The sequence below is a fragment of the Streptomyces sp. NPDC005566 genome, from assembly GCF_040605575.1.
In the GTDB taxonomy this organism is placed as follows: Bacteria; Actinomycetota; Actinomycetes; order Streptomycetales; family Streptomycetaceae; genus Streptomyces.
Window position 1 is genome coordinate 294,949 of sequence record NZ_JBEXDB010000004.1, and the last position, 21,014, is coordinate 315,962.

Below are 21,014 nucleotides of genomic sequence, written 5' to 3' on the forward strand. Positions count from 1 at the left end.
GCCGAGCCCCAGCGCATCCCCGCTCGGTCCAGCCGGTAGCAGATGTTGCGGATCCGAATGCGTCGGGAGCACAACGCAGTTGGACGTGTACTCGCGCGATTCCCGATCGGTTCGCCTGGCGCGACAGGGCCGCGTGGCCGACTCCTGATCGCACCGAGGAAGTCGCAGCGGCTCCACGACTTGGTCGCCGTCCGCAACTTCCTCGACCTCGAAGGCTTCCCCCCTCATGCCCAGGAGGTCATCACGAATGCGGCAAGGCCGAGCACTTCGTTGCTTTCACTGACATGCCGCGGCCGTCATCTGCTGTCGCTACCTTGCCGGAGGTGCCGCCGACGGGCCACCTGCCTCAACGCAGGAGAAGCACCGATCCCAGCCCCGACAGCGCCTTCGCCCGCGGGGGTGTTCAGCGGACAACTGGCTGCGTCGAGAGCGCCGGCATGCCCGGCTGCCCACCCGGTGTCACGAAAACGAGTCGATGGTTCGTCATGCAGGAGAGCGGCATCCCGCGACGGACTGCTCAGCAACGCTTCGCACCACAGAAACGGAGAAATCGTGTTCGCCGCCTATGTCACGGTCACCATCCTCGGCGTGCTCTTCAACGGCGCCGCAGCCGTCACCTACCTGATCGGCCACGAATACCCCAAGACCCAGGCGGACATGAAAGGGCTGCCCCGGAAGTGGGTGCCGGTGCTGGGCATGCTGCTGGCGGCGGGCACCGTGGGTCTGCTGGCCGGGCCGGCCGTGCCCCTCCTGGGGACTCTCGCCGCCTCGGGCCTCGTGCTGTACTTCGTCGGCGCGATCATTGCCCACCTTCGGGTGGGCTCCCGCAACATCGTGGGCGGGATCGTGTTCCTCCTCACCGCGGTGGCCGTCCTGGCACTGGGCCTCGCCCACCACGGCGCCTGGTAGTCGGGGCTCGGAGTCCGGCACAGAGGCCCGACTCCGGCCCGACCCCCGAAAGCGGCCCCCAGCGGTCAGGAGAACCCTGAGGTGATCCGGTCAAGCCGGGGGCCGCATGCCGTTCCGTCGACGGCCTCGATATCCGGTGGTCGTTACGCCGGGTCGATGCGGGAGATGCTGCCGGCTATGCCGAGCACGTACAGCTCGCCCTTGCAGCCCTGCACCAGCGAGACGGTCTCGCCGCCGTTGACTCCGAGGTCACTCACGCCGGTCACCTTGCCGTTCTCCATATGCAGGGTGCGGACGGTGCCGTCGCAGTAGTCGCTGAACACGTACTGACCCTTGAGGTCGGGGATGGCCTTGCCTCGATAGACGAATCCGCCTATCACCGAGCAGCCCAGCCCGGTGCGGTCGTACTCGTGGACCGGCGGTACGTGGTTCGCAGGCTCAGTGGCGCCCCGGAAGGGGTGGGTGCCCTCCATCTGGGACCAGCCGTAGTTCTCACCGCCCTTGCTGCTTGCCGGGGCCCAGTCGATCTCCTCCCAGTCGCTCTGGCCGACGTCACCGATCAGCAGGTCGCCGGTACCCGCGTCGAAGGAGAACCGCCACGGGTTGCGCAGCCCGTAGGCCCAGATCTCGTCCCTGGCGTCGGGGTCGTCGACGAACGGGTTGTCCGGCGGGATCGCGTACGGCTTACCGCCGCTCGGGTCGATCCGCAGCATCTTGCCGAGCAGTGTGTCGAGGTTCTGCCCGTTGCCGTGCGGGTCGCCGCCCGCGCCGCCGTCGCCGAACGCGATGTAGAGGTAGCCGTCGGGGCCGAACTTGATGTCGCCGCCGTTGTGGTTCGAGTAGGGCTGCGTCTGGGTGAGGACGGTGCGTCGGGTGTTCGGCTGGATCTTGCCGCCCCGTACGGCGAACTCGTCGACGGTGCTGGTTCCTTCAAGGTTCGTGAACGAGATGTAGAAGTGCGCGAACCTCTTGTCGAACGCGACGCCCAGCAAACCGCGTTCGCCATCGGTGGTGGTCTCACCGGAAATGTCGAGGACGGGCTCACCGAGCCCCTTTGCGCCCAAGACCCTTACGGTGCCCGCACGTTCGGCTATCCAGACCGTGCCACCGGGTCCCGCGGTTCCGGCTGACGGATTCTGGGCCGTGGCGACCTTCTTGAGCGTGACCTTCGCTGCCTGACGTGGCGCGGCGGGCTCGTCGGCGGACGCCGTGGTCAAGGCGAGGGAAGCCACGAGGCAGATGGCGCCGATGATCGCCGAGCTTCTGGTGCGAATTTTCACCGTGACTCCTAGAGGCGGCGCATGGGGAGGTCACCCGGCTGCCCGGGGGAGAGACAGGTGGGGTCGCCCGCGCCAACACGCAACCTGGGTGGGGGGAAGAGTGTGCTCCTGGCCACGCATGAGAATACTGGGACAGCGATGGTTGGTATAGACCAAGGCGGCGTCCATCTGCCTCGCACCGAACCGGCGGACGCCGCTGCGGCGGGCGGGCGGACGCACGCCCCTGTGGCCGGTGGACGCATGCCGCTGTGACCGGTGGACCGCGTTCCTGGTCGAACGCTTCACGCCGTCAGGAGGGCGGGGAGGCGGGAGGCGGGAAGGGTTCGGCCGGCAGCAGGTCGCCGCGGCCGTGGAAGTGTGAACGTATCTCGGCGTCGGTCGCACGCCCCCGCTTCAGGAGCCGGACCGGGGGACGAAGACTGTTTCCAGCAGGGTGTGGAGGGACTCCCGCTCCTCGTCGCTGAGCCTGTCCAGACCCTCCTGGGTGGTGCGCATCTTCGCGCGAATCGTGTCGGCGACGCGCACGCCATCCGCGGTCAGGAGGACGTTCTTGATGCGCCGGTCCGAAGGGCTGGGTTCGCGGCGCACCAGGCCGCGCTTCTCCAGTCGGTCGACGATCCCGGTCATGTTGGAGGCGTCGCAGGTGAGGGTGTCGGCCAGGGCGCGCATCGCGGCGGGGCCCCGGCGCAGCACGGTCAGTGCCTTGCCCTGGCTCGCGGTGAGGTTCTCGCTGGCTGCCGCGACCGTGAACTCGCCGTAGTAGGCGCCGAGGGACACCGAGAGCAGCTCCATGAGCCGAGCTGTGTCGACGCGGGCAGTTCCTGTCATGGGAGCCACTTTACCCCAGGAAACTTGACAATCTCAAATATTTAGATCTACCGTCTTCTCATTGCTTGAGGTTATCAACCATCAACGTTATCAAGTACCTGCGAGGAGCACCTCCGTGACCGTCACCGCGTCTTCGGCCCACCGTGCGGCCGAGATCCTGTCCCGGCCCGTCACGCTGAACGGCCTGACCGTCCCGAACCGCATCGTGATGGCGCCGATGACGCGCATGTTCTCCCCGGGCGGCGTCCCCGGTGAGGACGTGACGTCGTACTACGCCCGCCGTGCCGCCGCGGGTGTGGGCCTGATCGTCACCGAGGGGACCTACGTCGGCCACGAGTCGGCCGGGCAGAGCGACCGTGTGCCGCGATTCCACGGTGAGGATCAACTCGCAGGCTGGTCGAAGGTCGCCGACGCCGTGCACGCGGCAGGCGGCACGATCGTCCCGCAGCTCTGGCACATCGGCATGGTGCGCAAGCAGGGTGATGCACCCTACGCGGACGCCCCGGCTGTCGGACCCTCCGGCATCCGCGTCGACGGCACCGAGGGCACCGGCAAGGCGATGACCCGACAGGACCTGGACGACGTCATCGGCGCGTTCGTCGAAGCCGCCGTGGCCGCCGAGCGCATCGGCTTCGACGGCGTCGAACTGCACGGTGCCCACGGCTACCTCCTCGACCAGTTCCTGTGGGCGGGGACGAACCGTCGTACCGACGCCTACGGTGGCGACCCCGTGGCCCGTACGAAGTTCGCGGCCGAGATCGTGGCAGCGGTCCGCGAGGCCGTCTCGCCCGGCTTCCCGGTGATCTTCCGCTTCTCGCAGTGGAAGCAGGAGGCGTACGGTGCGAGGCTCGCCCGGACCCCGGAGGAGCTGGAGGCGATCCTGGCCCCGCTCGCCGCGGCCGGCGTCGACGCCTTCCACGCTTCCACCCGCCGCTACTGGCTCCCTGAGTTCGAGGGCTCGGACCTCAACCTGGCGGGCTGGACCAAGAAGCTCACCGGCAGGCCCACCATCACCGTCGGCTCGGTCGGCCTCGACGGCGACTTCATCCGCGCGTTCGCGGGCGAGGGGGCTGCGGTCGGCAGCATCGACAATCTCCTCGACCGCCTGGAGCGCGACGAGTTCGACATGGTCGCCGTCGGCCGCGCACTGCTCCAGGACCCGGAGTGGGCGGCGAAGGTCCTGGCCGGCCAGGTCGACGGGATGAAGCCGTACGACGCGGCGGCGTTGAAGACGCTGAGCTAGGTGCACTGCCCTGCCAGGTTGACCAACGTCCCTGGGCAGTACACCTAGTCCCGCGACGCGGACCCGCCGCCAGTACAAGCGGGCAGGGCGGAAGCCGAAACCGAACACCGGGGCTCGGCCGGCAGGCAGCTGTCGCGCGGGGAGCCGCAGACCCCTGGCGGCGGCACATAGCCGCAGGCAGGCGGCAGCCGGTGATCCTACGTGCATACCCGGAGCGCGAAGGATCACCGGCTTCCTCGTCCGTACTCCCGGAGTCGGCACCGACCTTCAGCAGCGCCGACAGCGCACACACGCATGTTCGGCGTGTTGTGCTGTCGGCTGCCGTGGGAGGCGGTGCCCGGAAAACCTTTCGACGACCCTGTGGAGTCCTGGCACAGTGGCGCACCATGCCGAAATTTGAGCGTGTGACCGCCGCGGACGTCCAGCTCATGCAGGGCCTCGCGCAGCGTGTCACTGCCACCCGCCCGGACCTCGTCAACAGCGACGCGACATTCGGTGAGTTGGCTTGGAACTGGGGCAAGGGACACGCCGCCGACGGCGCATACTGGCCGCGTCGCCTGTGGTTCTCCGGTGGGGATCTGGTGGCGTGGAGCTGGGCGTGGCTTCCGCACCGGGTGAGGCGGAGCGACGGGTCGGTGAGGGACATCAGCGGCGCCTATCTGGCGTATCAGGTACACCCCGACCACGCCGGGCTCGTCGACGAGGTCATCGACTGGTACGACGGTACGGCGGCGGGCAGCGAGCGTACGGTGATGCCGAGCGCCGCCGACGAGTTCGCCCTGAAGCGATGGGCGGCGCACGGCTACGGGACCGACCCGGACTCGCTCGGCGACGCCGGCTCCTGGACCCAGCTCAATCAGCGCGACCTCACCGACCTGGAACAGGCGGTACTGCCAGAAGGGTTCCGTTTCCGCACCGCCGCCGAGGCCGGGCCGAAGGCCGCGGTCCAAGCCCATCTCGACGCCTGGGCTCCCTCGACGTACACGGCCGAGGGCTACGAGGGCGTCCGGCAGACTGCGGCCTATCGCGGCGACCTGCACATCCTGGTGGAGGCGCCGGACGGAACGATGGCGTCCTCGACGATCATGTGGCTCGACGAGGCGAACAAGACAGCTGAGTTCGAACCGGTCGGAACGCATCCGGACTACAGGCGTCTCGGGCTGGGAAGGGCGATGCTCCTCCACGGGATGCATCTCGCCCGGGCGGCGGGAGCCACTCGCGCGTGGGTCGCCTGCTTGGGTGCGCCGGGTCATCCGCAGGCGCGCGGGCTGTACTACGGCGTCGGATTCCGGGAGTTCATGCGAGACGCGCCGCTCATCAGGACCAAGACCGCGGGCTGAGGACCGGTCGTTCGGGCAGCCCGTCGAGCCCATTCGGCTCGGGTGACGACCTGATGGAAGGGCGCCCCTGCTCGGGCGAAGCACAAGAGTTCGGGGGAGGAGAACTCGACGTGGGGAAAGGGATGAGCGTGTCCGGCGAGCGGCTCGACTCGGAGTGGATGCGAGGCTGGTGTGAGCAGACTGCTTCAGCAGTCAGAACTCTGACCTCGTCGTTTCTCAGGACTCACGGGTTTCCCCACCGGGTGAGAACGTCGCCGCTCTCGCAACGGACGAGGGTCGGGAAGAGGTGGACTCGTCCACGCCGGAGGGGAAAAAGAATCTTGTGAAGCCTCTGGTGGAGACGGTTCTCTTGGTCGAAACCCCATCTACCAAGGGGTTCACCACGTTGTCAGCCCAACTGCTCAACAAGTCAACCGGATTGGAAAGTGGTTCACTGTGACAGAGGTCAACGTCACCTACGACAAGTCCGTGGACGCAGCGTACGTGTACTTCACCGAACCCCAGGTCCGCGTACGGTCTGCGCACACGTATCCCTGCGAACCGGTGGACGTCGACGGCATGATCAACCTCGACTTCGACGAGCACGGCCGCCTCATCGGCATCGAGGTGTTGGCGGCCAGTTCAAAACTGCCCGAGTACCTGCTCAAGTCCGCGGAACGGCTGGATGCCGACGGAAAATGAAGCAGTCAAGCACGGCGATCGCGCCACCCGCTGCGCTCTGCCGCAGGTTGGAAAAGGCTCAGTGCACGGCCAGCCTGTCGGTGCGCATGGCGATACCGCGCCACTGCTCAGTTGCACTTGGGGGGTCGTGCATGTGCTTCGGATACGAGTCGAGCCAGTAGGTGGAGGCGCTGCCAGTACGGGGGGTTGTCTGTTGCGCTGAGCAACGGCAGGACCTGTTCCATGTCGGTGATGCAGGTGTGCAGGATCCTGCGGCGTTCCACATCGAGGTGACCGTTGTTGTTTCGCCAGGTGGATACGCACCCAGAGATGTCGGCGTCGAGGAGTACCAGGTCAATGGCCGCCCGCTCCGCGCCGGCAAGTCCAGCGGGGAACGGCGCCTGCAGGTGTTCCTGCCACAAGCGGGTCACGACGGCTTCGGGCTCATTCTCTCCGTTCACCGGTTCATCACACCATGCCGGTCGATCATGTCCGGGGCCAGATGATGACGGCTGCGGCGGTGCCGACGCCGCTTGCGGGCGAATGTCCACGGCCTGCCCCGTTCCGGCAGGTCGCGCCAGTCGATGCCGGTCTGTACCCGGTGCAGATTCCGTCGATCACCTGCCGGTGATCCGGCACCTACCGCAACGGTCGTTGCCCACAGGCGGGAACGGCCGCGGCCGCTCCCGCTCCCGCTCCGGAACTGTCGGTCCACCCGCCCCAGGGCTGAAACAGCGATCCGCCGACGTGACAGCCGTACGGGCGGACAAATCCCACGGCTTACGCTCCTGGGTATGACCAAGTTCTTCGCCACTGTGTGCCTGCCGCCGACCGCTCCTCGGAAGGTTCCCCAAGCCGTAGCCGCCGTCATGGCCCCCTACGACGTCAACCTCACCGAGGAATGGAATCCCGTCGGCCACTGGGATCGGTGGGCCATACACTCCAGCACGGGCAATGCCTACCTCGTGCTGCCTCAGCACGACGGCGACCGCAAGCTCGTCACGGCCTCAACCGTGCCGCGCAGGAAAAGCAAGCTCGAAGCCCTCGGGCCGCTGGAATGCTACGGGGGGCCCCGGGGTCTGCTCGACTTCGACGGTATGCGGAGACGAGCGGCACGCGAGCATGACGCCCTGCTCGCCGCTTGGACCGAGCTGACCGCGATACACCCGCCGGCCCGCCCGCTCGCCGACTTCCTCGCTCGCCACGAGGCCGACTCCGCAAGGTACCCCCTGGCCGACGCCAGGAAGGATCATCTGGCCCAGCCGCTGGTGCAGGACGTGGCGCAGCGGGCCGTCGCAGGGGATCCGCACTTCGACACGTCGTTCCTGCTCAACGACCCGGTTGCGTACTTCGCGCAGGAACACGACGATGCCCGGCTGTGGTCGGTCCGGTGCGCCGTGCCCGGCTTCGCTCTGGTCACCCTCGATGGCGAGTGGACGGACGCGGACACCGAAGGCCACTGGGAACAAGCCAACCGCTATCTCGACGACCTCGACCCCCAGGCCGTCGTCCTCGACCTGCTCTGTCACTCCTGAGTCGACGGACCGGGCCGACCCACGGAGACCGGCCCCGCGGCTGCCCGGCGGAAACCCACGCATCATCGCGCGGACAGGCTCCAGGACCGTTTCCGCGTCCGGATCATGGGGCGGGTCGGCACTCTTCGGCATCCCGGCACCTTGTCAGACGCGGCTGTTACGTTGACGCGAGGATCTTGCTTCGACGTCTGGAGACGCCGTATGTGCGATGAGCGGCTCGCCGAGTTCTCCCGCGACCGGTTGGACGGCCGCCCCATACCCGACGATCTGCGCGTGTTGTTGGTGGCGCAGTGGGAAGGCCGCACCGACTTCACCCGTCTCCTCCACCTCGACTTCTTCGAGGCGGGTGAGGTCCACCCGCTCCTGGACACCAGCTACCTGAGCGGAAAGGAACTCGCGGACCCGGAGATGCAGGCCGTCAACGCCGCAGCCGCGGAGATGGCCACGTACGTCAAACTGGTGGCGAAGGGTGGAAAGGGGTGGATCGGTTACTGGCTGCACCCTGACGAACCCGAGGACCGCGCCTGGCATCTCGTAGAGCTGGACACCGAGTTCACCTACTGGGACATGGTCGGCCTCACCCTGACCGAGGGGTCCGCAGCCGAGCAGGCAAGCTACCAGGACGAGCCCGACGAGCGAATAGCGTTCACACAACTGGCGGCCGAACTCGCCGAGCTCGGCCTACCGCTGAGCACCCAGGACTACGACGCCCTCGATGACACCACGCCCACGGTGAACCCTGAGGAACTCATGGAGAAGTTGACCGAAGCCGAACGCGACAAGCGCGGTCTTCGCTGAGCGCCGAGACACCAGCACTCCGGGCCGCGACGGGAGGCGCTTGCCGTCTCCGCAGGTAGGTGCGGTCGGCGCGGTCGGCGCGACAGGAGTACGCCGAGTACGCCGCGTCGCCGAGTACGCCGCCAGGTCGGTTGCGCCGACGTCCGACCGGCTCGCGCACCCGCTATCGGCCCGCCCGGTTCCAGAACTGACGCGGCGCGAACCCTTCGCGCCGCAGCCAGTGTTCGGTATAGACGATCCGCTCCGCCTCGACCACCACGAGAGGTCCGGACGGAGGTTCGTCAAGCGCGCGCGACCGCTCGACGTGGTCGGATTGCCAGCGGAATGCAGGCCAGTAGTGCGCGAAACCGGGGTCTTCCTCCGACAGAACGCGAGCCCGCCCGAAGACCTGAGCCCCTCGACTGCTGGCCTGCCCGACCAGCGGGGCGAAGATGCCCACTGACATCCGCGGATCAACAGCGATGTTTTTCATCTTCGGCGACGCCAGAGCCGTGCTGAACATGAGGGCGAAGTCGAGGTGGAAGTACCGCACAGGCGTCGCGAGCGGCCCATTCGGGCCTGCTGTCGCGATCACGCACATGTTCTGCGAAGACAGGAGGTTGAGTATGCGCTCTTCCAGTCGCTCCCGATCGAGGCGCTTCGTCGGGGACGGGCCGGCCAGCCACTCGTTGGTCACAGGCATGATCGAGTGTCCCACGCTTCGACCCTTTCCGGATGTCCCAGCCTTCGACGAAGTAGCACTGCACAGGGGGTCACCGTTTGCCCGACTCAGTCCTCGAAACTCGGCGTTCCACCGGGCGCGTTGTGAACTCCATGCCTCCCCGAAGCTCGGCGTTCCGAGTGACTGGCGAGGCACGTACCCCCACCGCTCCCGCTCCGGGCCTCGAGCACCGACCAGTAGTCGGTGTGCGCCGGGTCTGTGGGCCGTCTGTGGCAACGCAGCCCGCTCCCGCTTGCGCCTGTGTCAGGTCGCCCGCGCCACGCTGAACAATTGCCCCTGGTCGAGGCACAGGGACGTGTCTGGGCGGCATCGAGGGGAATCCGGTGAACAGAGCAGGACGCCGTACGGATCGTGGGTGGCTGGGCGGTGACCTTGCGGGCGCAACCGTGGCGCACGCAGGGTGCTCGCCGACAAGGGCGGCCCCGGCGGCGGCGGGAGCTTCGCCGAATCCGCGCCCGACCACGCCCACCGCGGCTTTCGCGAGGCTGATGGAAGGTAACGGGCGATGGGTGAGCGGAAACCTTCAGCACCCCGACCGGGATCCGGACCGGCGTCAGCTCCTGGCCCAGGAGCAGGAACCCTTCGGCGCGATCCTCTCGTGCATCGACTCCCGTGTGCCGCCTGAGCTCCTCTTCGACACGGGGTTGGGTGACCTCTACGTGATGCGTACGGGCGGGGAGGCGATCGGCCCGGTGGTCACCGGTTCAGTGGAGTACGGGCCCATGACCAGTGGCACCACCCTCATTGTGGTCCTCGGCCACCAACGCTGCGGCGCTATCAAGGCAGCGTACGAATCCATTCGTGACAGCAAGCCGCTGCCCGGCAACCTGCAGGCGATCGTCGAAGCTCTGCGCCCCGCATACGAACGGGCAGCCGAGGAAGGCGGCGCGGACCCGGTCGAGGCCATGGCCCGCGCCCAGGTCACGTCGACCGCTGCCGACCTGCGCTCCAACAGCGACCTCGCCCCCCTCGTGGGAAAGGGCGAACTTGCCGTGGTCGGCGCCTACTACTCGCTCGACACCGGCAAGGTGGAGGTCCTGGGCGGCGCGCCTTCATGAACCTGTCGGACGAGTCGGACGGCGCTGCCACCCCGGAGTTCGCTCCAGTCCCGCAGCACGGCAGGCGCAGCCCTGTGAACAGGACCGCCACGCCGACCGGGGGCACGCTCGGGAGGCAGCAGGCGAGTGGCGCTCACAGCAGCGGACCGGTTTGACCTTGACACCGTGACAGGGTCTTCACTCCTTGCCAAGGAGGTGGTCTCGATGACGATCACGAATCAGGACACGGATGCGGTACGGGTTCTCCTGGGGTTGGAGGACGATCGTTCGTCCGTGCGACTGCGGGCTGCTCTGGCGGCCGGTACGACGCCCGACCCGCGCTTCGTCGCCAAGCTCATCGAGCGCTGTGCGGTCGAGCCCGAGTTCTTCGTCCGCGACATGTTGACCTGGGCACTCACCCGGCACCCTGTGGCCATGACGCTTCCCGAGCTGCTGCGGGAAGTCCGGTCGCAGCGGGGGCAGGCACGGAGCCAGGCCCTGCACACGCTGTCCAAGATCGGGGACCCGCAGGCGTGGCCGGCCATCACGCGAACGCTCCTGTCCGACGCCGACGAAGAGGTGGCGCGGAGCGCCTGGCGGGCCGCGGTCGTACTCGTACCGGAAGGCGAGGAGTCCGGCTTGGCCACGGTGCTGGCGACGCAGCTCGGGCGCGGCGGGCGGGAGACGCAGCTGAGTCTCAGCCGGGCCCTGGTCGCCCTGGGTGAGTCGACTGTGTCTGCTCTGCTCGCTGCGACGACGGCCACCGATCCGCGCACGCGGGCGCACGCGCTCGCCACGGAACGACTTCTGCGCGACCCGGACGCCGGATTCGAGTCCGCCATCGAGGAGGCGAAGCGCGTCGTGGCACTCGGCGGGTCCGCCGAGGAGGGACGATAGGGCGTGTTGATCGGTGAGGTGGCGCGACGGTCCGGGGTCAGTGCCCGCATGCTTCGGCATTACGAGTCGCTGGGTCTGGTGCGTCCTTCGGGCCGTACCGGCTCCGGCTATCGGGAGTACTCCGGCGAGGACATCCGGCGGATCTTCCACATCGAAAGCCTGCGGTCGCTGGGTCTGTCACTGCGTGAGATCGGGCGCGCGCTCGACGACCCCGGCTTCGCACCCTCGGTGCTCGTCGGCGACCTCATCCGTCAGACACGCGAACGCATCGCCGCGGAGACCGAACTGCTCACACGGCTGCGCCGGATCGACGCAGCGGACCCTGCCGGCTGGGAGGACGTCCTCCAGGTCGTCGTGCTCCTCCAGGCACTCGGATCGAAGAGTGCCGACGCGCGCCAGCGCGCGGCTCTCTCCTCGGCCGGCGAGGTTCCGGTGCCGGTGGAGGCCCTGGTCGAGGCGGCACTGAGCGAGACGGACCCGAACGTTGCCGGGGCCCTGCGATGGGCGCTGGCGCGATCGGGCGAGGGCGGCTCGGCACTGCTCGCGGAGGGCCTCCGCTCACCTGCGGCGGCGGTGCGGGAGCGTGCCGTTCAGTCCCTCGCCGAGATGCCCGACGGCGATGCCGCCGCGGGGCTGCGGGACGCCCTCGCGAACCCCGACGCCGTGGTCCGCGGGTATGCGGCTCTGGCGCTCGGGGCACGTGGCACGGCCGATGCGGTTCCGACGCTCATCGACATGATCGTGGAGGGAAGGAACGACACCGATGCAGCCGACGCACTGAGCGTGCTGGCGAGCGACACCGCGACGGCGGATCAGATCGCGACCGGCCTCATCGACCGCCTCTCCCACGACACGGCTGAAGCGCCTGCACGTGGACGGTTGACCCAGGCGCTGGCGGGCATCCCGGGGACGAGGGCGTCACGGGCACTCGAGGAGCTGTCGCACGACGTGGACCGTGCTGTTGCGGTGACTGCGGCGTACCTTCTTCAGCTACGCGACGCACGGTGACGGACCGGTCTGCCGATCTCACCCGGCTCGGCCAAGTTCCGCCGTCACGTCCCCGCCGCACCCGGCCCCGACCCTGAGCACAGAACCTCAGCAGCTATCGGACCGGGTCCTCGGCAGGCTGTGGAGACAGTGGGTGTGGGTGCAGGACCATGAGTGAGGCCTCCAAACTCGCCACCATGGCAAAAGGGAACCGGTCGAGCTCGAGACAGAGCGCGACGTCATCGGGATGGACTCCTTGGCGCACGCCCTCCGCGAGTTCGGCTGCGGCGCGCGACGCGGCAGCGCGGCGGAGGAACTCGGCAGCATCCGTCTCGGCCCCAGCGGCTCTTCGAGCGATGTACTGAGCGCACGCCAGGTCTTCGTCGGCCCGTCCGTCTTCGCCAGTGACCACGAACGTGACGCCGGCGCTCCCACGCGTCCGAAGGAGCCGAGCCGTTGCCTCCGCCACCACGAAGCCGGCGCACAGCACCAGCGACGCATCCTTGACCGCAAGTGCACCTACCGTCCCTGCAGTGGTCTTCTGCACAACGGTCCGTCCGCCGAGATCGATGGACCGCAGCATGCCCGGCGAGTTGACGGTGTCGAACCCGGGCGCGGACGGACCATCCTTGATCGCCACCCAATCAGGGTGGCGGGCCTTGAGGGCCAGGGCTTCGTCCAGTGACTCAGCAAGAACGATCTTCTCCGCGCCCTGGGCGAAGGCCCAGGCAGCCACGGTGAAAGCACGCATGACGTCGACCACGACCGCCACGGGCGGGGTTTCGACCAGATCGGGGATACCGAGGAAACGAGTGTCCATGCCGGTCATGATCGTGCACCCCCGACACCGAAGCGCCCTGATTTTGGTGCGCATCACCGCGACAACCGCGGAGGGCGACACTCCGGCTGCCTCAGTTGCGCAAGCAGTCCGCAACGGAAAAGCCCGCTCGGGGGCAAGATGGGTCACCCACACGGTTCATGACGGCGCCACAGCCGAACCGAATGAGTGGGATGAGTACTTCGACGAGCGCAAGGCCGAACTCGCCACCTGCGCTGTCTCTTGCCGGACATACTGGCTACGTCGGGGTGTGGGCGCGCATCCGACCCGGAAGGTGCCCTGTTCCCGGCACTCAGTCGAGACAGAACTCGTTGCCCTCGACGTCCTGCATCACGAGGCACGACTCGTTGTCGTCATCGGCAAGCAGCAGCCGCACACGTACCGCGCCGAGCGGGACCAGCCGCGCGCATTCCGCCTCGAGCACGGCCAGACGCTCTTCACCCACGAGCCCGGTGCCTACCCGCACATCAAGATGCAGCCGGTTCTTGACGACCTTCCCCTCGGGAACGCGCTGGAAGTACAGCCGAGGGCCCACACCCGAGGGATCACTGCACGCGAACCATGAATTCCGCTCCTCAGGCGGCTGCGAGCTGTTGAAGTCGTCCCACGTAGCAAAACCCTCCGGGGGCGGCGGTACGACGTACCCCAACACCTCGCACCAGAAACGAGCGACACGCTCAGGGTTTGCGCAGTCGAAGGTGATTTGGACCTGCTTGATCGACGCCATCGGTCCACCATAGAGGCCGGATCCTTCGTAGTCGCCACGAGCCCGTCCTCAAGCGTTCTGCGAACTGCGGCAAATCCGGGCGACGGGCAACGACCCGGCTGAGACGCTGGCGCACATGACCACGCCGCTGACCGCGAGACAACGACTTGCAGCGCTGCACATGTACGCGGCTGTGAAGAGTGAGGACTTCACCGGCCTGAACCTTGCTTCCGCTCGCACGTCTCGACTGCGCTTCACCCGCTGCTCGTTCACCGGGGCAGACCTGCGCCAGGCCACCCTGGACGGGTGCTGGTTCACGTTCTGTGACGTGAGAGGCGCAGACCTGCGCGGGGCGTCGTTGCGTGGGGTCGGCCTCGCGGGATGCGACCTGCGCGGTGCTGACCTGCGCGACACCGATCTGACCGACGCCACGTTCGGAAGCGTGAACACCGGCATGCCTCCGTTCGGGCTGACCGACGTCACCGGCGCCCGGTTCGGGGGAGCGTCCCTGCGCAATGTCCGAGCAGAAGGCGTCATCGGATGGCCACCCGCGCGTGGAGGGAACGGGTGAGGTTCGTAATCTCCGGCCAGGTGCCGGTGGTTCATCAGCCCCCCGAAGTCCGGGAGGAAGCCAGTCGCGGAAGTATCCCGTCCGCAGTACGTCCGCGCCTACTGTGACCCCATGACCATGGGGGACGAGCTGCTTCTACTCGCTGTGGGGACCGGCCGAAGGCATCCGCGGATTCGGTCCGAGAGCCGGCTGCGGATCGCCCTGAGTGCCGCGGAGCTGGCCGAACTGTGCCTGGCCGGCCGGATCGCCTTCGGTACGCGCCGGATCGAGATCCTCGACCCCGCGCCCGTCCAGGACCGCCGCCTCAACAACGTCCTGCTCGGCCTCGGCCGGACCGTCCCGCCGCCCTCCCTCCACGACTGGCTGCGCCTGACGCCGCGGTCCCTCGTCACCGAATACTTCTCCCGTCTGGAGGACCAGAAGGCGCTGAGGTCCCGCCGCCGACGCGACGCGGGCGGGCGTACCCGGCACGACATCCTCTCCGTCGACCTGCCCCGCCGCCGAGGCGTGCTGGACCGTATTGACGCGGTGGCCCGCTCGGGTCCCCGGACGCCGCGTGCCGACCCGCGCGACCTCGCGCTTGCCGTCCTGGTCCGGGTGGCGGACATCGCCCCTGCCGTGTACCCCGGTGTGCGGGGTGCCGCATCCCGGCGGCGCCTGGCCGCCCGGACCGCGACCGACGCCCTCCTCGCCGCCACGCAGGCCGCTGACCCGTTCGGCGAAGGAGACGCCGGGGCTCCGGCCGCCCAGACCTTCCTCCCCGGAGACCAGCTCGCGAAGGAGCTCGCCAACCTCTACTCCGACGTCACCACCGGCGACCAAGGGCTGGCCCACTCCCTGGACTCGGGCGGCTGGTCCGACAGCGGCTCGGGCAGTCACCCGGACTGAGGCAGAGGCAGAGGCAGAGGCAGAGGCAGAGGCAGAGGCACTGGACCGGGCTGCGATGAGGGCTCGGGCGGTCCGAACCGTGAGGGTGACGAGTGGTTGTGCGACTGCCCGTTCCTTCGACAAATAGAACCCGCCAAGGTTGACAGCCGGGTGCGTTACTAGAGTCGGACGCATGGAAACAAGGGTGCTTCGCGCAGTTGAGGCGGACGGGACGGCCTGGGACGACCCGTCCGAGGATCAGTTGCACGACCTGCTTGCTGACCTGAGCCTCGCAGGGCGATTCGTCGTCGTGTGGCGGCTCGATCTGGAATCTGCCGACCAGCACTACATGCAGGTCTTCCTCAACGACGACCTGAGCTATCAGGTGGAATACCGCGAGGGAGGGCCGGACAGGCACTTCCAGACATGGGTACCCCGCGGGCGCGGGGTCTTCGCAGTGGAACCTGTGGCTGAAGTGCTCCAGGGCTGGGCCTGCGAGCGGCCCGGTTGGCGTGGGGCTCTTTCCTGGGTCCCGTGGTCACCCGCGAAGCCATGCGCCCGCCACCACCCCCTCACAACCACTCATTGAGGGCTTCGACCAGAACAGTTGCTCCGCAAGGGCAGCTGGTTTGTCGTACTCGTGACCGTTCGGGCCCGGCCGCCGAAACAGTCGGGACTTCGAGCGATGGTCGGCCGAAAGAGATCCGAACCGCGCGACGAGTCCGATTCGGGAAACCGACGTGTCTTTGCTCCGGCGCTGCTGTGCACTGTGGGGCCGGACGAAAGGGCGCCGTCCGCGTCACTGGATTCCGATCTCTCTGGTCACCATGCGTCGATGACCGGCGCGTCGGATTCGTGCTGCCGCCAGACCTCGCTGAGGCGCCCGAGCCGGTCCGCGGCGGCGATGCCGCGAAGGGACGCGACCTTGCCGTCCCGGACTTCGAACGCCACGGCACCGACGACCCGGTCGTCGAGCACCGCCAGGACGGCCGGGGTGCCGTTGACCAGCGCGATATGGATCGAGGGCGAGCCGCCGGCCAACCGTCGCTTCGCCGGTGTGGGCTTGAAGCCGGCCCGCACGAAGGAGGCGACCCGCTCGCGCGTCCTGTACTCCAACAGCCGCTTGCTCAGTCCGGCGCCGTCCGAGACCGCCGTCACGTCGTCGGTGAGCAGCGCCACCAGGCGCTCGGTGCGCCCCGACGTGGCAGCCGCGAGGAACTCCTCGACGACCCGGCGCGCGGACGCGGGGTCGGCCTCGCTGCCGCGGGGGCGCTCCGAGGCGACCCGGATCCGGGCCCGGTGGGCATGCTGCTGGCTCGCGGACTTGCTGATGTCGAGGATGCCGGCGATTTCGGCGTGGCTGTACGAGAAGGCCTCACGCAGGACGTAGACGGCCCGCTCGACGGGTGACAGGCGCTCCAAGAGGGTCAGTACGGCCAAGGAGACCGATTCGCGCTGCTCGAAGGTGTCGGCCGGGCCGAGCATCGGGTCTCCCTCGAGGAGCGGCTCGGGCAGCCAGGCACCGGCCACTCGCTCGTGGCGCGCCTGCGCCGATCTGAGCCGGTCGAGGCAGACATTGGTGACGACCTTGGTCAGCCACGCTTCCGGCACCTCGACCCGCTCGTGGTCTGCGGCCAGCCAGCGCAGGAACGTGTCCTGCACGGCGTCCTCGGCGTCGGCGGCCGAGCCGAGCAGACGGTACGCGAGCGAGGCCAGCCGGCCCCGGCCGGCCTCGAACGTCTCGACGGCTGCGCTGTCCATGCGGATCAGCCTATGCGGCGGCCCTCACGCCGGCCCGGTCGGGCGCGGCGGCCAGGCGGCGCCTGCGCTTGGGCATGCCGAAGGTCGGGTGGGCGATCCCCCACCCCGCCCCCTTGAGCACGCCAGACTTGAGCCGTGCGGCGGTCCGGCCGCCCAGGTACCAGGACTTCGCCCGGACGTCACCGTCCACCATCTGGAAGATCGCGTCCCGGCGCCCGAGGCTGATGTGGTTGCCGTAATACTTCAACCCGGTGGTCGGGATCTTGCTGCCTGTCAGACGCGCGATGATCGCGGCGGTCGCCTGCATGTTGGTGAAACCGGCCGAGGCGCAGGACATCGGCAGCGGCCGGCCGTTCTGGCCGATCGCGTAGGCGCTGTCACCGGCGGCGTAGACGTCCGGGTGCGAGACCGAGCGCATGGTGCGGTCGACGACGATCTGGCCGGTATCGGCGACCTCCAGGCCGCTGGCTGCCGCGACGGGGTGCACGGCGAACCCGGCCGACCACACGGTCACGTCGGCCGGGATGGATGTGCCGTCGGCGGCGATCGCCATGGTCGGCTCGACGGCTTCGATGCTGGTGTGCTCGTGGACGGTGATGCCGAGTCGGTCGAAGGCCTGCCTCAGGTGACGGCGGGCCTTGGGGGAGAGCCAGGCGCCCAGCTCGCCTCGGGATGCCAGCGAGACCGAGAGGTCGGGCCGGGACTCGGCGAACTCGGTGGCGGTCTCGATGCCGGTCAGCCCTTCACCGACGACCAGGACGGTGCCGCTCTCGCCCAGGCCGGCCAAGCGGTCGCGCAGACGCAGCGCCGAGGACCGGCCGGTCACGTCGAAGGTGTGCTCGGTCACGCCGGGAACACCGTGGTGGGCCACGGAGCTGCCGAGCGCGTAGAGAAGTGTGTCGTAGGCCAGCTCGCCATCGCCTTCCTCGCCGGTCACGGCGACGGTCCTGCACCCGGGGTCGACGCCGGTGACGCGCGCCAGGCGAAGCCTTACCCCGGTGCCCGCGAATATGTCGGCGAGCGTGCTGAAGGCGAGGTCCTGACCGATCGCGAGCTGGTGGAGCCGCATCCGCTCAACGAAGTCGGGCTCGGCGTTCACGACGGTGATCTCGGTGTCGGCCGGAGAGAGCCGACGGGCCAGGTTCCCGGCGGCGAAGGCCCCGGCGTATCCGGCGCCGAGTACGACGATGCGGTGCTTCATGACGTTGCTCCTGTCTCGTTCGCGTGCCCTTTGAACGAGATAGCGCCCGGATTGCTGACAGGAGCTGAATGTGACGTGGGTCACTGATCGAGGTGGGTGGATGGGCCCGGCAGGCGCTCCGGAGCCGCAGGCATCGCTTGCTGGGAGCGGCTTTCACGCGGTCCTCGATACGTTGTCAGGTATCCGAACGCGACGTCAGTGCCGCATACTCGGCCCGCTCCAGCCAGGTCATGTACCAGCGGGCAAAGGTCACCGGTTTCCTGTCATCGTCGAGGAGTGGCACGAGGTCGACGTCGTCCACTCGGCCGTCGGACCAGATCGTCCCTCGGTGGCGGCCACTGATGACCAGCCACTCCCGCTGGGCGCAGCCCAGATGCGAGATCGGGATGGCGCCGGCGGTCCGCTCGGGCGCGAACAAGAGGGCGCCCCACTGCTCATCCCATGCTTCGAAGGCGTCGTCGAAGGCCTCGATCTCATCAAACCCCTCTTCCTCGGGGCGCTGGGCCAGGAGTTCCTCGAGCGCCTCGGGGTCCGGACCCTGGTCAGGGAACGGCTCGGCGAGCATGGAGAGGTCGGCCAGGTCGGCGCCGTCGCCTTCCCAGCGCCACCGGCTCTGCACATGCCGCACGGGGAAAAGGCCGTAAGCGGGACCGGCGCCGCCCGCAGCGACCTGGAGGAGGAAGGCCCGGTACTCCTCGGGCAGCCTCACGCCTATGTGCTCTTCGAGCTCGGCGAGACCGCTTTCGGTGAGCGGCTTCTCCAAGGCCCACCGGTGCCCGAGCGACCCGAACACCTCACTGCTCGTCGGCTGAGCGCCCAACGCGCCGACCCGTTCGCGGATCCCTGCCCACTGGTCAACCATGCGCAGACCATATCCGCCGCCACTGACACCGGCTGGTTGCCGGCCCTGCCGCGTGCTGCCAGGCCACGGATCGCGCGCAGGCAAGTGAAGCGCTCAGCCGCAGCCGCCGGGTCCGCTTCCTCGACGCTCAAACTTCTGCCGGTACTCGTCGCTGGTGAGTGGCCACGCTTTCACCGGCCGCCGTAGCGAAGCCCGGCCACGTATGGTCGTGACCGGGCCGGAGTTGCGGCTGATCAGGATTCAGGGCAGAGCGTTTTGCGCAGCCCGAAGTTGAGGTGGCTTCCGTCGTCGTCGGTCAGCGTGATGCCACCGTAGGAGAACCGCTGCGCAGCGCTGTGGTCAGGATCGGTCGCGCCCCCAGTGAGAGCCGCGCACTGGTTGCGAGCCGCGGCGATGGCCTTGTCCTCGTCGTGGACGAGGTTGCCGTTGACGTCGTGAATTACCTCGAGGACGGCGGACCGTTCGGCGCCGGTGGGCTCGGGAGGCAGGTCGACGTCTTTGGCGGTGCCACTGCTGTCTGCGGCACTCGACGCCTCGGGTGCGGTCTTCTTGACGGTGCCCGTCTTGTTGTCGCCGTCACCGTTGTCGCTACTGCACCCGACAACGGTGACGGCGAGTATGGCGGCGACGGCCGCGGTGGTGCGTATGCGCATGATTCCCCCTGGTGTGACACGAGTGGACTCATGCTGTGGCAGGCGGGGCCGGGTGGAGTAGCGGTTACAGGGCCGTGACTTGCTGCGGACGCGTCTGAAGCGATCCGCTCCCGCCTGCGGTCACTGGTGTTCAGGACGGACTGCCGTGCTGGTGCCCGTTCCGGCGTGGACGGGTGGCGTCCGTCGTGCGCTCAAGTGAGGTCGACCTCGACAGGGCACAGACGGTGCGCACGAGCGCCGCGCCACGGGAGCTGCGTCTCGCTACGGCGTAAAGCGGCTACCCATTCTCGCCCCAGTTCTTGCCCAATCTATCGATATTCGATAGATTACCATCGTCATTCGATGGAAGGGTGGGTCATGGGAAAGCTGGCAGTGCGTGCGCTGCGCGCCGTGCTTGCGGTGGTGTTCGTCGGCACGGTGTGCGTGCAGGTGTTGATGGTGTGGGTGTTGGTCAGTGGGAGCGACCCGGAGGACGGGTCGCTCCCACTGACCCCACTGCGCCTGATCACCGTCCTCGGCATGGTGTCGGCCCAGGTTGCCCTGGTCTGCGTGTGGCGGCTGGTGGCGATGGTGCGACGCGGAACCGTGTTCTCCGACACCGCCTTCCGGTACGTGAACGGCGTGATCGGCGCGATCGTGGCGGCTGCCCTTCTGTGGTTCGCGGTCACGGCCATCAATGCGCCGGGCCAACGGGACGACCCGGGCGTCACCGTCATCATGGGCGGGGTGGGCCTGGCCATACTGGGGGTCGCTCTCATCGTTCTCGTGCTGCGGATGCTGCTCGCCCAGGCTGTCGCGCGCGACGTCGAAGCAGCGAAGATGCAGGCGGAGTTGGACGTGGTGATCTGATGCCGATCGTCGTCGACGTCGACGTGATGCTGGCCAGGCGGAAGATGTCCGTGGGCGAGCTCGCGGAACGCGTGGGGATCACTCCCGCCAACCTGGCGGTACTCAAGAACGGCCGCGCCAAAGCGGTGCGCTTCGCCACGCTCGCCGCGCTCTGCGAGGTGCTCAACTGTCAGCCGGGCGACCTGCTGCGCTGGGAGGCCGAGGATGCCGCAGGCGAATGACGTGCCCCGGGGCGGGGGGAGTGAAACGCCTGGCACCACCGGCCCGTGACACGGATCGCCGATCACGGGAAGCACCGTCCCGACCCTGTTGGGCAGATTCCGTCGACCTGCACCGCGCCGCACCGTGCTGGTCAACGGTCGCGACGTGCGAACGTGAGCTCCCGACCACAAGCCCTCGTCCTCCCAGCGCGGACAGGGGGGTTCGTCGTTGGGAGCTCGGCTTTCGGGAGCAGTCCGCCTTCTCGACCGG

The 21,014-nt window shown here is 68.3% G+C and carries 24 protein-coding genes; 14 read left to right on the forward strand and 10 right to left on the reverse strand.

The genetic code is table 11. The annotated features are described in order from the left end of the window. Nucleotides 1-552: 552 nt before the first annotated feature. A complete protein-coding gene (locus ABZS61_RS08630; protein WP_356417408.1) occupies nt 553-909 on the forward strand; it encodes a DoxX family protein in 357 nt (118 codons plus the stop codon). Nucleotides 910-1,052: 143 nt separating this feature from the next. On the opposite strand, the gene ABZS61_RS08635 is transcribed toward ABZS61_RS08630, so the two are convergent. Together ABZS61_RS08635 and ABZS61_RS08640 are read right to left on the reverse strand one after the other, a co-directional pair. Beyond that, a complete protein-coding gene (locus tag ABZS61_RS08635) occupies nt 1,053-2,189 on the reverse strand; it encodes a PQQ-dependent sugar dehydrogenase (protein ID WP_356417409.1) in 1,137 nt (378 codons plus the stop codon). Nucleotides 2,190-2,582: 393 nt separating this feature from the next. Beyond that, complete coding sequence (locus ABZS61_RS08640) at nt 2,583-3,017, reverse strand: MarR family transcriptional regulator (RefSeq protein ID WP_356417410.1); 435 nt, start codon at nt 3,015-3,017, stop codon at nt 2,583-2,585. 115 nt (nt 3,018-3,132) lie between these two features. Between ABZS61_RS08640 and ABZS61_RS08645 the strand changes: the two genes are divergently transcribed. The 3 genes from ABZS61_RS08645 (at nt 3,133) to ABZS61_RS08655 (ending at nt 6,281) form a co-directional block, all read left to right on the forward strand. Further along, the gene (locus ABZS61_RS08645; protein ID WP_356417411.1) at nt 3,133-4,260 is read left to right on the forward strand and encodes an NADH:flavin oxidoreductase; all 1,128 of its coding nucleotides are present in this window, start codon (nt 3,133-3,135) and stop codon (nt 4,258-4,260) included. A gap of 386 nt (nt 4,261-4,646) precedes the next feature. Beyond that, complete coding sequence (locus ABZS61_RS08650) at nt 4,647-5,600, forward strand: GNAT family N-acetyltransferase (protein WP_356417412.1); 954 nt, start codon at nt 4,647-4,649, stop codon at nt 5,598-5,600. A 435-nt stretch (nt 5,601-6,035) separates the two neighbouring features. Then, nucleotides 6,036-6,281, forward strand: coding sequence for a DUF2283 domain-containing protein (locus ABZS61_RS08655; RefSeq protein ID WP_356417413.1), 246 nt, complete (start codon nt 6,036-6,038; stop codon nt 6,279-6,281). A gap of 107 nt (nt 6,282-6,388) precedes the next feature. On the opposite strand, the gene ABZS61_RS08660 is transcribed toward ABZS61_RS08655, so the two are convergent. Next, a complete protein-coding gene (locus ABZS61_RS08660; protein WP_356417414.1) occupies nt 6,389-6,721 on the reverse strand; it encodes a hypothetical protein in 333 nt (110 codons plus the stop codon). A 333-nt stretch (nt 6,722-7,054) separates the two neighbouring features. Between ABZS61_RS08660 and ABZS61_RS08665 the strand changes: the two genes are divergently transcribed. Both ABZS61_RS08665 and ABZS61_RS08670 read left to right on the forward strand, forming a co-directional pair. Next, nucleotides 7,055-7,795, forward strand: a complete 741-nt coding sequence (locus ABZS61_RS08665) for a hypothetical protein (RefSeq protein ID WP_356417415.1) — start codon at nt 7,055-7,057, stop codon at nt 7,793-7,795. A 201-nt stretch (nt 7,796-7,996) separates the two neighbouring features. Then, nucleotides 7,997-8,593, forward strand: coding sequence for a hypothetical protein (locus tag ABZS61_RS08670; RefSeq protein ID WP_356417416.1), 597 nt, complete (start codon nt 7,997-7,999; stop codon nt 8,591-8,593). 163 nt (nt 8,594-8,756) lie between these two features. Here the strand turns inward: ABZS61_RS08670 and ABZS61_RS08675 are convergent, their stop codons facing one another. Beyond that, nucleotides 8,757-9,275, reverse strand: a complete 519-nt coding sequence (locus tag ABZS61_RS08675) for a pyridoxamine 5'-phosphate oxidase family protein (protein WP_356417531.1) — start codon at nt 9,273-9,275, stop codon at nt 8,757-8,759. 548 nt (nt 9,276-9,823) lie between these two features. Here ABZS61_RS08675 and ABZS61_RS08680 point away from each other — a divergent pair. From ABZS61_RS08680 to ABZS61_RS08690, 3 genes are all read left to right on the forward strand, one after another. Then, entirely contained in the window at nt 9,824-10,372 is a 549-nt protein-coding gene (locus ABZS61_RS08680) for a carbonic anhydrase (RefSeq protein WP_356417417.1), read from the forward strand. A gap of 204 nt (nt 10,373-10,576) precedes the next feature. Beyond that, on the forward strand, nt 10,577-11,248 hold the full coding sequence (locus tag ABZS61_RS08685) for a HEAT repeat domain-containing protein (RefSeq protein ID WP_356417418.1): 672 nt from the start codon (nt 10,577-10,579) through the stop codon (nt 11,246-11,248). A gap of 3 nt (nt 11,249-11,251) precedes the next feature. Beyond that, nucleotides 11,252-12,256 carry a MerR family transcriptional regulator gene (locus tag ABZS61_RS08690; protein WP_356417419.1) on the forward strand — a complete coding sequence of 335 codons (1,005 nt, stop codon included), beginning with the start codon at nt 11,252-11,254 and terminating at the stop codon, nt 12,254-12,256. A gap of 94 nt (nt 12,257-12,350) precedes the next feature. Here ABZS61_RS08690 and ABZS61_RS08695 read toward each other — a convergent pair whose 3' ends face one another. Continuing rightward, on the reverse strand, nt 12,351-13,055 hold the full coding sequence (locus ABZS61_RS08695) for a 2-phosphosulfolactate phosphatase (protein WP_356417532.1): 705 nt from the start codon (nt 13,053-13,055) through the stop codon (nt 12,351-12,353). 310 nt (nt 13,056-13,365) lie between these two features. Then, nucleotides 13,366-13,800 carry a VOC family protein gene (locus ABZS61_RS08700; RefSeq protein ID WP_356417420.1) on the reverse strand — a complete coding sequence of 145 codons (435 nt, stop codon included), beginning with the start codon at nt 13,798-13,800 and terminating at the stop codon, nt 13,366-13,368. Between the two features lie 115 nt (nt 13,801-13,915). Between ABZS61_RS08700 and ABZS61_RS08705 the strand changes: the two genes are divergently transcribed. From ABZS61_RS08705 to ABZS61_RS08715, 3 genes are all read left to right on the forward strand, one after another. After that, entirely contained in the window at nt 13,916-14,350 is a 435-nt protein-coding gene (locus ABZS61_RS08705; protein ID WP_356417421.1) for a pentapeptide repeat-containing protein, read from the forward strand. A gap of 111 nt (nt 14,351-14,461) precedes the next feature. Beyond that, nucleotides 14,462-15,238 (forward strand): GPP34 family phosphoprotein, encoded by a 777-nt coding sequence (locus ABZS61_RS08710; protein ID WP_356417422.1) that lies wholly within the window; start codon nt 14,462-14,464, stop codon nt 15,236-15,238. Nucleotides 15,239-15,410: 172 nt separating this feature from the next. Next, complete coding sequence (locus ABZS61_RS08715) at nt 15,411-15,806, forward strand: hypothetical protein (protein WP_356417423.1); 396 nt, start codon at nt 15,411-15,413, stop codon at nt 15,804-15,806. Between the two features lie 233 nt (nt 15,807-16,039). On the opposite strand, the gene ABZS61_RS08720 is transcribed toward ABZS61_RS08715, so the two are convergent. The 4 genes from ABZS61_RS08720 to ABZS61_RS08735 all read right to left on the reverse strand — a co-directional run bounded on the left by ABZS61_RS08720 (nt 16,040) and on the right by ABZS61_RS08735 (nt 19,694). Then, the gene (locus ABZS61_RS08720) at nt 16,040-16,978 is read right to left on the reverse strand and encodes a sigma-70 family RNA polymerase sigma factor (protein WP_356417424.1); all 939 of its coding nucleotides are present in this window, start codon (nt 16,976-16,978) and stop codon (nt 16,040-16,042) included. Between the two features lie 10 nt (nt 16,979-16,988). Continuing rightward, nucleotides 16,989-18,179, reverse strand: a complete 1,191-nt coding sequence (locus ABZS61_RS08725; RefSeq protein ID WP_356417425.1) for an FAD-dependent oxidoreductase — start codon at nt 18,177-18,179, stop codon at nt 16,989-16,991. Nucleotides 18,180-18,354: 175 nt separating this feature from the next. Next, nucleotides 18,355-19,041, reverse strand: a complete 687-nt coding sequence (locus ABZS61_RS08730) for an SMI1/KNR4 family protein (RefSeq protein WP_356417426.1) — start codon at nt 19,039-19,041, stop codon at nt 18,355-18,357. Nucleotides 19,042-19,274: 233 nt separating this feature from the next. After that, complete coding sequence (locus ABZS61_RS08735; protein ID WP_356417427.1) at nt 19,275-19,694, reverse strand: hypothetical protein; 420 nt, start codon at nt 19,692-19,694, stop codon at nt 19,275-19,277. A 357-nt stretch (nt 19,695-20,051) separates the two neighbouring features. Here ABZS61_RS08735 and ABZS61_RS08740 point away from each other — a divergent pair, with 357 nt between their 5' ends. Together ABZS61_RS08740 and ABZS61_RS08745 are read left to right on the forward strand one after the other, a co-directional pair. Further along, nucleotides 20,052-20,543, forward strand: a complete 492-nt coding sequence (locus tag ABZS61_RS08740) for a DUF2975 domain-containing protein (protein ID WP_356417428.1) — start codon at nt 20,052-20,054, stop codon at nt 20,541-20,543. Then, on the forward strand, nt 20,543-20,764 hold the full coding sequence (locus ABZS61_RS08745) for a helix-turn-helix transcriptional regulator (RefSeq protein ID WP_356417429.1): 222 nt from the start codon (nt 20,543-20,545) through the stop codon (nt 20,762-20,764). Before ABZS61_RS08740 ends, ABZS61_RS08745 begins: the two co-directional genes overlap by 1 nt. Nucleotides 20,765-21,014: the final 250 nt, after the last annotated feature.

Coding starts and splice junctions, on each gene's coding strand:
- ABZS61_RS08700 (WP_356417420.1), bottom strand. CDS start 13,800: ATGGCGTCGATCAAGCAGGTCCAAATCACCTTCGACTGCGCAAACCCT.
- ABZS61_RS08735 (WP_356417427.1), bottom strand. CDS start 19,694: ATGCGCATACGCACCACCGCGGCCGTCGCCGCCATACTCGCCGTCACC.
- ABZS61_RS08695 (WP_356417532.1), bottom strand. CDS start 13,055: ATGGACACTCGTTTCCTCGGTATCCCCGATCTGGTCGAAACCCCGCCC.
- ABZS61_RS08715 (WP_356417423.1), top strand. CDS start 15,411: ATGGAAACAAGGGTGCTTCGCGCAGTTGAGGCGGACGGGACGGCCTGG.
- ABZS61_RS08730 (WP_356417426.1), bottom strand. CDS start 19,041: ATGGTTGACCAGTGGGCAGGGATCCGCGAACGGGTCGGCGCGTTGGGC.
- ABZS61_RS08665 (WP_356417415.1), top strand. CDS start 7,055: ATGACCAAGTTCTTCGCCACTGTGTGCCTGCCGCCGACCGCTCCTCGG.
- ABZS61_RS08710 (WP_356417422.1), top strand. CDS start 14,462: ATGACCATGGGGGACGAGCTGCTTCTACTCGCTGTGGGGACCGGCCGA.
- ABZS61_RS08685 (WP_356417418.1), top strand. CDS start 10,577: ATGACGATCACGAATCAGGACACGGATGCGGTACGGGTTCTCCTGGGG.
- ABZS61_RS08640 (WP_356417410.1), bottom strand. CDS start 3,017: ATGACAGGAACTGCCCGCGTCGACACAGCTCGGCTCATGGAGCTGCTC.
- ABZS61_RS08650 (WP_356417412.1), top strand. CDS start 4,647: ATGCCGAAATTTGAGCGTGTGACCGCCGCGGACGTCCAGCTCATGCAG.
- ABZS61_RS08745 (WP_356417429.1), top strand. CDS start 20,543: ATGCCGATCGTCGTCGACGTCGACGTGATGCTGGCCAGGCGGAAGATG.
- ABZS61_RS08670 (WP_356417416.1), top strand. CDS start 7,997: ATGTGCGATGAGCGGCTCGCCGAGTTCTCCCGCGACCGGTTGGACGGC.
- ABZS61_RS08740 (WP_356417428.1), top strand. CDS start 20,052: ATGGGAAAGCTGGCAGTGCGTGCGCTGCGCGCCGTGCTTGCGGTGGTG.
- ABZS61_RS08720 (WP_356417424.1), bottom strand. CDS start 16,978: ATGGACAGCGCAGCCGTCGAGACGTTCGAGGCCGGCCGGGGCCGGCTG.
- ABZS61_RS08675 (WP_356417531.1), bottom strand. CDS start 9,275: ATGCCTGTGACCAACGAGTGGCTGGCCGGCCCGTCCCCGACGAAGCGC.
- ABZS61_RS08725 (WP_356417425.1), bottom strand. CDS start 18,179: ATGAAGCACCGCATCGTCGTACTCGGCGCCGGATACGCCGGGGCCTTC.
- ABZS61_RS08705 (WP_356417421.1), top strand. CDS start 13,916: ATGACCACGCCGCTGACCGCGAGACAACGACTTGCAGCGCTGCACATG.